12 protein-coding genes and 1 tRNA gene are annotated in these 12,750 nt (G+C 59.6%); 2 read left to right on the plus strand and 11 right to left on the minus strand.

Going from position 1 to position 12,750, the window contains the following annotated elements; translation table 11 throughout:
- Positions 1-9: 9 nt before the first annotated feature.
- The 11 genes from AACL53_RS10065 to AACL53_RS10115 form a co-directional block, all read right to left on the minus strand.
- On the minus strand, positions 10-1,263 hold the full coding sequence (locus AACL53_RS10065) for a sarcosine oxidase subunit beta family protein (RefSeq protein ID WP_339084377.1): 1,254 nt from the start codon (positions 1,261-1,263) through the stop codon (positions 10-12).
- A 180-nt stretch (positions 1,264-1,443) separates the two neighbouring features.
- Entirely contained in the window at positions 1,444-1,932 is a 489-nt protein-coding gene (locus tag AACL53_RS10070; RefSeq protein ID WP_339084378.1) for a hypothetical protein, read from the minus strand.
- A 110-nt stretch (positions 1,933-2,042) separates the two neighbouring features.
- A complete protein-coding gene (locus tag AACL53_RS10075; RefSeq protein WP_339084379.1) occupies positions 2,043-3,770 on the minus strand; it encodes a hypothetical protein in 1,728 nt (575 codons plus the stop codon).
- A gap of 246 nt (positions 3,771-4,016) precedes the next feature.
- Positions 4,017-4,093 (minus strand) — tRNA-Arg (locus AACL53_RS10080).
- Positions 4,094-4,203: 110 nt separating this feature from the next.
- The gene (locus tag AACL53_RS10085) at positions 4,204-4,992 is read right to left on the minus strand and encodes a glycosyltransferase family 2 protein (protein WP_339084380.1); all 789 of its coding nucleotides are present in this window, start codon (positions 4,990-4,992) and stop codon (positions 4,204-4,206) included.
- 199 nt (positions 4,993-5,191) lie between these two features.
- Positions 5,192-5,446 (minus strand): GlsB/YeaQ/YmgE family stress response membrane protein, encoded by a 255-nt coding sequence (locus tag AACL53_RS10090; RefSeq protein WP_092866680.1) that lies wholly within the window; start codon positions 5,444-5,446, stop codon positions 5,192-5,194.
- Between the two features lie 259 nt (positions 5,447-5,705).
- Complete coding sequence (locus AACL53_RS10095; RefSeq protein WP_339084381.1) at positions 5,706-6,209, minus strand: hypothetical protein; 504 nt, start codon at positions 6,207-6,209, stop codon at positions 5,706-5,708.
- The gene (locus AACL53_RS10100) at positions 6,206-7,426 is read right to left on the minus strand and encodes a sialidase family protein (protein ID WP_339084382.1); all 1,221 of its coding nucleotides are present in this window, start codon (positions 7,424-7,426) and stop codon (positions 6,206-6,208) included. The genes AACL53_RS10095 and AACL53_RS10100 overlap by 4 nt, the downstream gene beginning before the upstream one ends.
- A gap of 3 nt (positions 7,427-7,429) precedes the next feature.
- Positions 7,430-9,913, minus strand: a complete 2,484-nt coding sequence (locus tag AACL53_RS10105) for a TonB-dependent receptor (RefSeq protein ID WP_339084383.1) — start codon at positions 9,911-9,913, stop codon at positions 7,430-7,432.
- Between the two features lie 96 nt (positions 9,914-10,009).
- Complete coding sequence (locus tag AACL53_RS10110) at positions 10,010-10,384, minus strand: hypothetical protein (RefSeq protein ID WP_339084384.1); 375 nt, start codon at positions 10,382-10,384, stop codon at positions 10,010-10,012.
- A 129-nt stretch (positions 10,385-10,513) separates the two neighbouring features.
- On the minus strand, positions 10,514-11,026 hold the full coding sequence (locus AACL53_RS10115; protein WP_339084385.1) for a hypothetical protein: 513 nt from the start codon (positions 11,024-11,026) through the stop codon (positions 10,514-10,516).
- 374 nt (positions 11,027-11,400) lie between these two features.
- Here AACL53_RS10115 and AACL53_RS10120 point away from each other — a divergent pair, with 374 nt between their 5' ends.
- Both AACL53_RS10120 and idi read left to right on the plus strand, forming a co-directional pair.
- Positions 11,401-11,916, plus strand: coding sequence for a hypothetical protein (locus AACL53_RS10120; protein WP_339084386.1), 516 nt, complete (start codon positions 11,401-11,403; stop codon positions 11,914-11,916).
- 86 nt (positions 11,917-12,002) lie between these two features.
- Positions 12,003-12,524 (plus strand): isopentenyl-diphosphate Delta-isomerase, encoded by a 522-nt coding sequence (idi, locus tag AACL53_RS10125; protein WP_339084387.1) that lies wholly within the window; start codon positions 12,003-12,005, stop codon positions 12,522-12,524.
- Positions 12,525-12,750: the final 226 nt, after the last annotated feature.

A 12,750-nucleotide genomic window follows, 5' to 3' on the forward strand; every position in this document is an offset into this window, starting at 1 on the left:
GGTCCTGAATTAGTGAGCGACGCCGGCTGCGCCGTGCTCATCGATAAGATGCCCTGTCGAGAAGCGTGCAAGATCGAAGGCGCGGTTGAGCGGATGCGGCTCGTCCCGCGCAATCGTATGGGCGAAGACATTCCCCGATCCTGGCGTCGCCTTGAAGCCGCCCGTGCCCCAGCCGCAGTTGAAGTAAAGGCCCTTGACCCTCGTCTTGCTGATGATCGGACACGCGTCGGGTGTCGTATCGACAATGCCGCCCCATTGGCGGTTCATGCGCACGCGCGAAAACATCGGAAAGAGCTCGATGATGGCGGCGGCCGTATGCTCGATGATATGCGGGCTGCCGCGCTGCGTATAGCTGGTGTAGTGATCGATACCCGCACCGATGACGAGTTCGCCCTTGTCCGACTGGCTCGCATAGCCGTGCACCGCATTCGACATGACGACGGTATCGAGAACGGGCTTCATCGATTCCGATACGAATGCTTGCAGCGGATGGCTTTCGATCGGCATTCGGATGCCGGCCATTTTAGCGAGGACGGACGAGTGGCCCGACGCAACACAGCCGACGCGCTCGCTTCTGATCGTGCCGCGCGTCGTCTCGAGCCCCGCGATGCGGCCGTTCGCGATATCCATGCCGGTCACTTCGCAATTCTCGATGATGTCGACGCCGTATTTACTTGCTGCGCGCGCAAAGCCCCATGCAACCGCATCATGGCGAGCGACGCCGCCGCGCGGTTGAAAGCTTGCGCCGAGGACCGGATATCGCGCCGACTTCGATGTGTTGAGGATCGGGATACGGCGCTTCACCTCGGCGGCGTCGAGCACGAGAGCGTCGATGCCGTCGAGATTGTTGGCATTCACGCGGCGTTCGATATCGCGCATGTCCTGCAGCGTGTGTCCGAGGTTGAACACTCCGCGCTGGCTGAACATGACGTTGAAGTTCAGATCTTCGGTCAGGCCTTCCCAGAGCTTCAGTGCGTGCTCGTAGAGCAGGGCCGCTTCGTCCCAAAGGTAATTGGAACGAACGATCGTCGTATTGCGCGCGGTGTTGCCGCCGCCGAGATATCCCTTCTCGATGACCGCAATGTTGCGAACGCCGTGGTCCTTCGCGAGGTAATAGGCCGTCGCAAGGCCGTGGCCGCCTGCGCCGACTATGACAACGTCGTAGGATGGTTTCGGCTCGGCGCTCCGCCACGCCGGATCCCAGCCCTCGTTGTGCCTGAGGCCCTTCGTGAAAAGCGACCAGGAAGAGTATTCTTTCCTCATCAAAACTCCCACAGGCATCACGCGACGCGCGTGCTAGGCAACCATTTGTCGAGATGCATGCGTTAGTTAGGCGGCGGGCGCAATTTCCGTGCTGCCGCAGAAGACGCAAACTTTGCTAATTGCGACACGTGCAGACCCGTTGCTTCTGGACGCCCCGCGGCCTCAGTGCGCCCGCCCGTTCTAGGCCGCGCGCATCTTGGCGATCAGCTCGCGCGTCGGCTCGATGGAAATATCGGACCTTCCCGCCAATTCCAGGTCGCAGAAGGTTTTGGTCACGATTTCATGCTCCGTCAGGAACCGCAATGTCTCAACATCTTCCGGGGCGCATCGCTCCTCGAGGGCGGCGTAGCGCTCTATGATTGGATCAAGCTCGCGGCTGAAGACTTTCATGAAATCGGTCCACGGCATGCTGGCATATTTGTGAACGTGATCGACGCCCTTTTGACGGAAGACTTCGCTTTCGCGCAGATCGCCGCCGAGCTTGGCGACGAGGTCGCGCATACGGACCTTCGTCACCACTTCGAGCTCGGTCAGAACGCGCCATTTCTCGGCGCGATCCGGATCATCCATCGCGTCGGCGATGCCGCTGTAGAGCGCCTCGCCGTAGACTTCGCCCTGATAGGCGCGTTCGACCTTGCTGATGAAATCGACTTCCGCATTGACCGTCATGGACCGTCACCCTCCCGTCGCCTCGATCGCAGCCTCGGATCGGCAGCCTACAGTTGGAGTGGGAGGAGCGGTTGCGTCAAGGCCCACATGGGAACGCGGATCCACCGCTATCAGAACGCATAGCCGCGCAGAAGCGCTCTGCCGCTGACCTCGACCGCCAGCCGATGGGAACCGAGGTAGCGTGACGCGAACGCGTCCTCGGCGGGGCGGTCGCAATCGTGGACGAACACGCGTCCACCGGGGGCGACCAAACCCGACGCCGCGTAGATGCTCTTCATGCGCCCGGGCCGTTCTCCGTGCTCACCGGCTGGACCGTCGACCAGAATGACATCCCATCGATGAGATCGTACTTCGTCCGGCAAATCCATTTTCAGCTTGTCCGGCTGGTCGAGCCAATGGAGCCAGTCCGCCTGACGGGATTCGTAATTGACGACGTGAACCTCCGAACGCTGCAGCTGGGCGCGTGCCACATTGGCCCAGTGCGCATTATCCTCGATGAAGGCCGTCGTGCCGCGGGCGTTGGTTTTCTCCCAAAGGACGGAATCGTTGCCGCATCCGAACACCAGCAGCGAACAATTCCGCTTTTTCTTGATCTCCTTGATGATCGTTTGCACTTCGAGATGCGACAGCTGGATATCGGCCCACGGAATATGGTCGAAGCCGAATTTCCTCTTCACGGACTTCGACTTCTTGGAGATCCTCTCCTTAAGCGTTTTTTTCTTCTTGGGAACCTTGCCGGTGCGGCGGTCGAATTCGGCGAAATGCTTGCCCCACCCCGCCCAAGGAACGCCGCTTATGTCTCCGTATGGCCAAGCGCTAGCAGACTGCGGTTGTCCGCCCAGTTCCACAGCAAGGTTATCGACCATGCCCAGGAAGCGTTGCCTCTCAGGCTCAAGCTTTCTCAGTGTCTTGTCGCGTATATATGATTTCGGAATGTTCCTGCTCTTCAGCTCGGCAACCGCATCGCGAATCGCCCGGGGGTTTGCATCGCATACGATGCAGTATTCGGGATCGAAATACGCGTCCCGACCTCCAACACTGGGCGTGCTGACGACCGAAAGGCCGGCAAGCATATATTCCACCGCTGCGTAGCTCGCGCCTTCGACTTCGGAAAGAAGAAGGCCGGTCGACGCCCGAGCGAGGGCGGCGTTGACGTCGGCATGCGAGAGGAGGACAGGCAAATCATCCACCAAGTCGTTCAGCAAAACGTGGCCCGGGCAGCGCGCTTTTATCTCCGGCCAGAGCCTCTTGAACTCCTGCTGCCGGATTTGCTCCGGCTCGCAATAGGTCACGTAGGCTAAGCTCTCGATATTCGCCGCCAATTCGTGACGTTTCCCCGCGACGAACCGAGCGTTATAGATTGCGTCGAATTCGACGGCGGCTTCCGGAAGCGGCCGGAAAATATGCTCCGACACCGTAAACTTGTGATTGAGAAATTCAGCCCGCTGGCCATGCTCTTCCAGCATTCGAGCCTCGCCGGGCGTGTTACAAATGTATCTGATCGTATGGCGAGGATAGCGTTTGGTGTGAGCGAGAAACGATTGCCGGATTGCCATCGCTTTTCGGCGATCTTCTATCGACCAGGTCGGATAAACGATGAATCCAGCTCTGACGTTCCCGTAACGCTCGCCGAAAGCTCGAGCCACTCCCAGAAATTCATCGTAGGGGATGCCAGAAAGGAAAATCGGCGGGTCGGTGGAAAGGATCCTGACTGGCCCGAATTCGATCGGTCTTCCGCGAAGCTCCGGAAGACGCTCGGCTTCGAAAGAGAGATCCTCGGACCAATTGATGATCCGGCGAGAACCAACAGACTTTCGAATGAAGCGTGACAACCACATGTGCCGTCTCCGGTTGTCAAAAAGGCTCTGCAGCTGTCTCTTCGTCGATCTGCGACAGCCGCACGCAAACACAATATGTCGTAATGCTTCATAAGGGAGCAAGCACCAATGCCGACCCGGAGCAGAACGGGGTGGGATCGTTGCCAAAACGCACGATCCCGGAAGAGCTCCAAGAGGCTCGACCAATGGGCAGGCGCAGGTGAACTCGAGCAGGAAATCGAGACGCTGGTTCGAGAAATTTTTAGATGGCGACCCCGGCAGGATTTGAACCTGCGACATCGAACTTAGAAGGTTCGCGCTCTATCCAGCTGAGCTACGGGGCCGAAGGTGGCTAGTCTATACTCGCAAACGGTCGCCGGATGAAAGACCCCTCTTCACGTCGATCCCGGCTTCTTGCGGATGAATTCGCGCGTCAACTCAGTGCTTCGGCCGGTCAGGCTGTGACATCCCGCGCCGATGTCTTCGTTTTGTCCGACCGCCAGACGCGGTAGATTTTCAGAAATCTGAAGCCCGCCTGGATCGACGCGTACCTCAGGCCTACGAGACCGCCGGTCCAGTGGCGCCTGACGATGTAATATTTGAAAAAATTCATCGGCAGTTCGACGATCAAACGCGATGCGAGCACGCCCTGAGAGGTCGATCCGGCATTTTCGACCATGAGCCACGTCCGCTCGTCGAGCTTGCGCTTCATATCGGCAAAAGAGCGCATCGAATAATGGTAGACGGGGGATTTGAGCGCGCCCACCTCAACGTCGTCGGTCACGACAGCATCATGAACGTTCGAGTTCCTGAACCTGATGAACCGCCGGTTGTAGAGCCTCACATACCAATGATCCCGCGCCAACGGCCGCGGCTTCTCGGCCCCCGGATACACCAAATCTATCGGCAGTCCGTAAGCCACGAATTTCGGGTTGCCGTTCTCGAACGTGGCGACGATTTCCCGCGCGAGTTCCGGCGTGACCACTTCGTCGGCGTCTATGTTGAAGACCCAGTCATTGCGGCATTGGTCTTCGCCGAAGCGCTTTTGCGCACCAAAACCGAGCCACGGCTGCGTGATGACCCTGCATCCTTCGGCAAGCGCGACGCTCACCGTATTGTCCGTGCTTTCGCTGTCGATCACGACAACTTCGTTCGCCCATGGGCGCACGGATCGTATGGTTTGGGCGATACGGTCGCCCTCGTTCTTAGCAATGATGAAACAGGAAATTGGTACCTCAGGCATTACTTTGCCGCTTACCCCGCCTCGCGATTCGCACAACCCCTACGCACGTTCAAGCAGAGATGCAACTTCGCAGTACGATGTTTGCACAAATCGTACTTATGGTGGCACATGCGAAGCTGCGGAAGGAATAGCAGAAACAACAACGGGCCGTCACCGTCGCCGCCGACAGCCCGTCTAAACGTTCATCAGATCTGCGCCGCTAAGCTCGTCGTACCAATCGCGCGACGAACAGCAAAATGATCGCTCCGATGGCCGCAGCGATGATCTCACCAATGATGCCGGCACCTAGATGCAGCCCAAGATATGGGAATAGCCAGCCGGCGATGAACGCACCGATGATACCGACGATAATGTCTCCGACTAAACCGAAGCCACCGCCACTCATTATTTGCCCAGCCAGCCAACCGGCAATTGCGCCGATGATCAACCAGACGATCAGTGCTTGGAGATCCATTTTTATTTCTCCCTGTGAGCACGCTCACGAATCGCGATACGCCACACGGTATTATCATCCGCGTCAAAACGTCCGCTGGCAAGTTGCTCTCGTTATCTCGCGGCTGGCGCGAAACCGGCGACGTCCCGGAGGTAATCGCGTGACAGCGATTTCTTCGGAAGTGCGGAGCTTTTCCCAGGGATCTGATGCCCCGGAGCCACAACAAACATCCTGTCACTGCGTCCGCCGACGACAGGAACACTTTACCGCTGTTGCCCGGTTATGGCGATTGCTTCGCGAGCCACGATTCGAGTTGCTCGAAATCCGCCGGTCCGGAAAACGCCGTGACGGCCCCATCGCCCGCGATGAGACGTGTGTAGGGTAGCTCACCCATCCAGTCCTGGCCGACGGCGAACCTCAGCTTTTCTTCAAACCCATTGCCGAGAGCGAAGCTCGACGCTGAGCCGAGACCTGCTCTCTGAAGTGCGGGGCTGATTTCAGCGGGCCGGGCGCCGCGTTGGTCCCAATTCACAAGAACAAGCATGGCATCGGGGTGGGCGCGCGTGAAGGCGCCCCAATCCTTCAGTTCAGCCATGCAATTGCTGCAGGTCAGTCCCCAAAAGTGGATGATGAGTGGACGGCCCTGACGCGTGTGCAGGATTTGCTTCAAGCTATCCGCCTCGAACGGACGGGCAACTTGCGGGGCGGCTTCCGGGCTCGCCGCTGAACCGGCAATCTGCATCGCGGCGATGAACAGGGCTGCGAGTATCGAAGCAAGCCTCATGATTGGGGCTCCAACGGGATGAGCCGATATCCATCCTGCAGCGTCAGCCACGACAGGTACGCGCCCGCCGGACTTGCTATCAGCAACGGATGATCCGACGCGTCGTGCGTCATCGCTATGCTCCGAGGAGCGCTCCAGGTTTTTCCGGCATCGTGCGACGTGATGAGATCGATTGTCGTCATGGCGCCGTCGAAAGATTTGTAAGCGAGATAGACGACGCCTTGCGTGGCCAGAACGTACGGCCGCGATGTCTGCGCGTTCGGATCACCGAGGCGCATCGGCTCCGAAAACGTTTTTCCGCCGTCGTTCGAGTGGGCGTAGTAGAGGCCCTTCAATTTGCGTCCGAGCGCAAACCACGTCGCGTGGTAGACGCCGTCCGGGCCGATCGCGAGGCTCGGGCCTTGATGGGGACAAGCGTCGATCTTCGCGTCGTCATCGCTTACCCGGTAGAGCGGACCTGGCGTCTTCGGATCCGCAAAGGTGATGACGGCATGATCGCGAATGCCGCCGTCGAAAATATTGCGAAAAAGAACGACTGGCCTTCCCTCCCCTGCGAACGCTACGGCGATGCGGCAGCACTCGCAGGAATTGTCACGCGCGATGGTTGCCGCTTGAAGCGTTCCGCCGGGCCGATCGTCCCATGCAAAGGCGAGCGCGGCTCCGGCGTAGGGTTTGCCATCCGTCTTTGCTTTCGCCGTGTTGCGCTTGTCGATCCAGGCGACGAACGCGCGGCCATCCTGATCGAGCGCGGCCGTCTCGAAGCGCTGGCTCGGAGAGTCCGACGTAATCGGCTGCGGGTTCGAGAACGTCCTTCCGTCGTCGGCCGATCGCACGATGAAGGCATGACCGTTGTATTTTTCGTCGCGCGACGCATACGTGACGATCACTCGGCCGGCCTGGCCGATTGCGATCTTCGGACGGGCATCAGGCCCCTCATCGAGCGGCAAATCGGTTTTCGGCAGCGTCACCGGATCGGCAAATGTCTTGCCGAGATCGGCTGAACTTCCAACCGATACGCGGCCGCCCGCGACCCACGTCACCCATAATCTTCCGTCCGGGCCGAAGGCTCCCGTTGCGACGCTGGCGCATGCGAGCGCCGTCGTGTCGCATGCCGCCGGCGCGCCGTGATGCGCGTTCGCATCGTGCGCGACCGCAGCGCCCGATACGGGCATGATCGATGCGAGCAGCACTATCGCCGTTCGAAAATGATCGCGCATGTCTCAAAACCTCACTTTCATGCCGGTGAAGAACGTGCGCGGAGCGCCCGCGTAGATCGAGCCTGAAAGGCCAGCCAGATCGCCAGCCGTCGCGCCGACGCGATCGGTGATGTTGTTTGCAGATGAGATGTACGTTTCGTCGAATAGGTTCCTGATCTCGAAGTAAGTCATCAGCGACCGCACCGGTCCACTGCTGAATTCCGTATTGTAGTGAACGTTGACATTGACCAGATCGTAGCCAGGGGCCTTCAGAAGATTGGCGTTCTCCATAAAGAAGCCATCGTGCCATTCGTATTCGGCAAAGGCGCCGATGCCCTTGAATGGGCCGTGCGTGAAATCGTAACTCAACCGGCTGGTGAACTCGTTCGGCGATACGCCCGGGATTTTCTTTCCGTCGCGGCTCTTGGGGTCTGCGCCGGAGAGCACCTCGGAATAGTCGGTATAATATTGATCGTTGTGGATGTACGACGCGGTCAATCTCAGGCCGTCAGCGAGCGCGAAATCTGCCGCCACCTCAACGCCGCGGTGTTCGGAGCCCGGCGCGTTAAACATGAAATTCTGCGTCCCGGCCCCGGCAGACTGTGAGACGAGTTCATTTTGGAAGAACTCGTAGAAGCCGGATACGCTCAACGTCAGTCCCGGCGCGGGCGTCCAGTCGCCGCCAACGTCGAAGCCGACGTTCCGTTGCGATTTGAGATCCGTGTTGTTGCCGGGCTGACCTTTGGAATTGATGAATAGATTCGAGAACTGAGGCGTGCCGTAACCGCTGGCGACTCGGGCGCGCCATTGCCATTCGCGCGACGGGGTATAGAGAACACCGAGTTCGGGAGCGACGTTCGTCATCTCGCGGTCGGCTGAATATATCGTCGTGCTCGTCAGATCGCCGCTGGTACTGTACCTGAAGCTCGTTTGCCCTCCGTCGAGGGTTGTCCGTTCGACAGCAGCGCCTGCGATGACGGCGACATCGTTCGCAACGCGCACTTCTTCGCGGGCCCTGACGCCGAAGTTCGTGGTCGAACCAGTGGTCTCGGACTGAAGCAAACCCAATCTTGCATTTCCGCCCGGCGCGACGTTGTAGGTTCTGCCGTCGACGGGCAGATAATTCCAATACGCGCCGAGGTAGGAAAGCGTCGGCAGTCCGGCAAACACGGATCGATTGGTGAGGCCCGTGCTGACATTATAGGAAAGATAATCGCCGACCGCGCTCGTCGTTCCGGTCGGCTGGCTGATGTTGCGGTCGTCGACGACCACTTGCACTTGCCCGGTCGTTGCTGCGTCGAAGGCGTGTTCCCAGCGGAAGCCTCCAATCGTGCGACGGTCGTCGCGGTTGGCTCCCGCCTGTTCGGCGGTCTGCCGGGCCGCCCCGGGCTGAAGAGCACCATTTACCAGGGCCGTATTTCCGGTCGCGGAGTAGATGTTTATTGCGCAACCCGGCGCTGCGGCGGCCGCGGTCGCACAGCCCTTCTGAAACGGGTTCTGCTTGAATTGATTGAGCGACATGCGGAACGGCAGTTCCGTGTCGATGGTGTTGTTGATGAACTTGAAGGTGAACGTGTCCGTCGCGGACGGCTTCCACGTCATGAGGGCGTTGACGGTTTGCGTGTCGAACGCGCTATAGCCGAAGTAGCCGTCGCCGCGGACGTCGCTCGTGAAGACCGACGCTTCCCAGTTCGCTCCGCGCTTGCCGCCGATCGCGTAGTTGTTGAGGTAATTGAAACCGCCGACGTCGATACCGTACTCGACGCCGTCTATGGCGCCGCCCGGAAAGGTCCTGAAGTTGATCGCGCCGCCGGTCGCGTAGTTTCCGAAGAGCGCCGAGGATGGTCCACGCCAAACATCGATGCCGGCGTAGGCGTGCGGGTCAATCAGGTCGCTGCGTGAAAGCCCGTCGGGCTGCGTGACAGGAAAGCCGTCGTCCAGGATGACGATATTGCGGATACCGAAGCCGTTCCTAGCGTTCGATCCGCGGATCGAAATGCCCATGTCGCGCGGGCCGTTGCCTTGTTTCAGCGAGACACCTGGGACTTCACGGAGAATGTCGGTGACTGAGAATACCGGCGCGCTTTCAAAGCGTGTCATATCCACGGCGGCGGAAGCTTGGGCGCCAGCGCCGGATGCGCCGGGCACGCTTGCAACTGCCGCAGACGGCGTTCCGGGATTTCCGGAAGCGGGTTGAGGTTGCGCAGCGATCGGCGGCGATGCGGCGACGGTCGCAGGCGGGGACGTGCCGCTTGCCGGCGGCTTCGCAGCGTTCGCTGGTTTCGCTGCGGCGGTTGCCGGCTTGGGTCCTGTTTTCGCTTTCGGCTTTTCAGCAGCCGGTCTGGCAGCAGGCGCGACCTGATGCACCGTCACGTCCGGCAAATCGATTGTTTCGTGATCGGCGCGTACGCGTTCGCTGAAACTGATGACGCATGCGATTGCCGACGACGCGACGGCGATGCGTTTCAGGCGAGGTGTCGCCCAAGCACGGGGCGCGAAGAGTTGCATTTGCAAATTTCCCAACTGATCTGAGGTTGGCGAGATCGCGGCAGCGGCGGCTCGAGGCTCGTCGCGGCGCTACTCGTCCAGAAATGCCGAAAGGCTTCAGGTCAGTGAGGCCGGGGGACCGCGCGCGGACTGCGCTCCGGGCTTCGGAGTCGCGCGGAAAATCTCGGTCGCGATCGCGTAGGTGACCGAGGCGTAGCGTACGGTATGCGAAAGCAGATGCAGTGTTTCGTGATTGACCGCAACGGCACCGACCGGTGCATACGGGCACGTGCTGTTGTCCGCTATCGGCGGCTTCGCGGGCTGCGGAACGCCCTTATCGTCCAGGATCAAATTCTGCGGGCCGTGGCCGGTGCAGATAACGATCTGCACCGGTACGCCGTGATCAGGCGTTGCCGCGAGCATGAAGCCCACGGGCAAAAAGCTGCGTACCGCGAACGCAAAAACGATCAGAAGATTGACGTAACGGTGCATCGACGATCGTCTATTGTTGATTGCGCCCCGCGGCGGACATTCAGGAAGCCCGTTTAGTTACGTCTTGGCTATAACGCAACGCCCCCTTGAGCGAAAGATGGACGGAAGTCCAACGCGGCGACCGAAAGATCACACGGCGCGCCGGGCGGGTGCGGTGACGCCGCCGCCGGGGTGGAAATTCCGGACGGCGAGGCAACCAAGCACGACGAACGCGACCAATGCGGCGGTTTGGGATGCAATAAACGGCGGATCGCCCATCGTAGGAGCCAGCGCGTGGAGGGCTGGAACTTTCAGGAAGAGTTGGACGATGAGCACGAAGACGTTGAGATAGAGCGCGGTCGATGCTGTCACGACGTAGACCCAGCGCCATGCGCCTCGGAGGTTGGCTCCGTAAAGGGCGTAAAGCGCTATCGCCAAGATAACGAGCGAGATGATCCCGACGATATGCGACGGGAGCAGGCTGGTGAATGCAAAGCCGAAGCCGGTTACGCTGGTGAGCACCGTCGTCAGCAGAAAGACAGCCGTCAACCCGGGCCATGAGGCGTTCGCAATAAATCCCACAAAGACGATGACGCCCGCCGCAATGGCGATCAGGCTCAGCGCGACGTGTATGAACGTGAATGTATCCATTCCCAAGATCATCGACGTATCTCCAATTGTCCGTTGGCGTCCGGTTCCACCCGCAGGCGGCGCGGACCGATAGCACCTCCGCCGCTCCGCCAAAAGATGATGGTCGTAATAAATACGATCGCGGCTCGGCAGCTCATAGCCGCTGCCAGTCCGTGCCAGGCTCACCTCCATCGGCGACGCTGCTGCGGGAAGGCTGCCTCAAATTCCGGCAATGACGGAGTCGACGGCCTATGACTTCAGCAAGTTCTGAGCGTCAGGCCCAGCGCTCACCCCGCGCTTTGAAAATTGATTGAAATCGATCAGTGGGTTAGTTGTCATTCGCAGCGGTGGCACATAATTTGAGTCCGCTCGCTACAATTGAAATCAAACATGCAGGTGCGTCACCCGTGAGCCAGGACGACATGCATGGCTACACGGTGGCCTACGAACGAGAAGAAATCCAATTTCCCGTCTATGTCGTTTGCCTGATCGGTGCGTGCCTGGGGACGATCGGCATCGCGATCGACAACATCATTCTCATCGCTCTTGCGCTTTTCGCGTTGGGGTTCGCCTACTACAATTATCCCCTGCTCGAGACGGGGAAGCCGCGGATCGGGTCGGGGCAATACGGCGTCTTCGCGGAAGGCCTCGGGATCGTTACTTGGCGGTCGATCAAGCAAATCGAGTTGATCGCCGTCGATATCCGCGGCTCGACAAACAATGAGTTGCGCATCACCCTCGAAGACCCGTTGGATCGGGCATTGCTCGTCGACTGGCGCCGCCGCCCCTTTTACCGCTTCCTGATGCGGCTTCCCTGGACCATATCGGGCAACGTCATTCGCATTCCGCTCGACGTTTTCGACCGGCCCGCCGAGGAGATCATGCAAAGTTTCACGCGCATGATGACGTTCTATAAACATTGAGCATAGGGGCTTATCCCGCAGCGGCCGCGGCGCTATGCTGATCGGCGCGTAAATCGTTCACTGCTCGGCTGCGGGAATTACCAAACATGCTTCGGGAAGAAGTCGTCCTCGTCGACCATGAGGACAACGAAATAGGTTTTGCTGAAAAGCTCGAGGCTCACCGCCAGGGCGTCCTGCACCGCGCTTTTTCCGTGATGGTCTGGGACAGCAAGGGCCGCCTGCTCCTGCAACGGCGTCAGGTCGACAAATATCACTCCGGCGGTCTTTGGACCAACACGTGCTGCGGCCATCCGCGGCCGGGCGAGACGTCGCTCGAGGCTGCGGCGCGCCGTCTCAACGAGGAGATGCGCGTTGTTTGCCCGCTGACGCCGATCGGCACCTTCACCTATCGCGCCGAACTCGATGCCGGGTTGACCGAACACGAGTTCGTACATGTGTTCCGGGGCATGTATGACGGGGCGATCGCGCCCGATCCCGTAGAGTGCGACGGCTACAGCTGGACGAGCCCCGACGTTATTCGCAAGCAGGTGGCGGCCGAGCCTCAGTGCTTCAGCGCGTGGTTCAAGAAATACGTCGAAGCGGAATGGCCGATCGCGCCACCAGGGTAAAACATCGCCGAGCTGGATATCATCCGCTCACCGCTTTTGCCTCAGGTTTAGTCAAAGTGCCTAGGCATTGATCTGTCTCGCCTCCCTCTTGGCACAGATGTACCAATGAAACGCGAATTTGTTTCATTTGGCACATTCCTTGCGAACATCCTCCCTGCCTGATGAGAAAGCAGCAAAAGCCCGCACAAGCTGTGGTCGGACGGCATGGAACGATCGGGACCAACAT

The organism is Hyphomicrobium sp. ghe19, assembly GCF_902712875.1.
Taxonomy (GTDB): Bacteria; Pseudomonadota; Alphaproteobacteria; order Rhizobiales; family Hyphomicrobiaceae; genus Hyphomicrobium_B.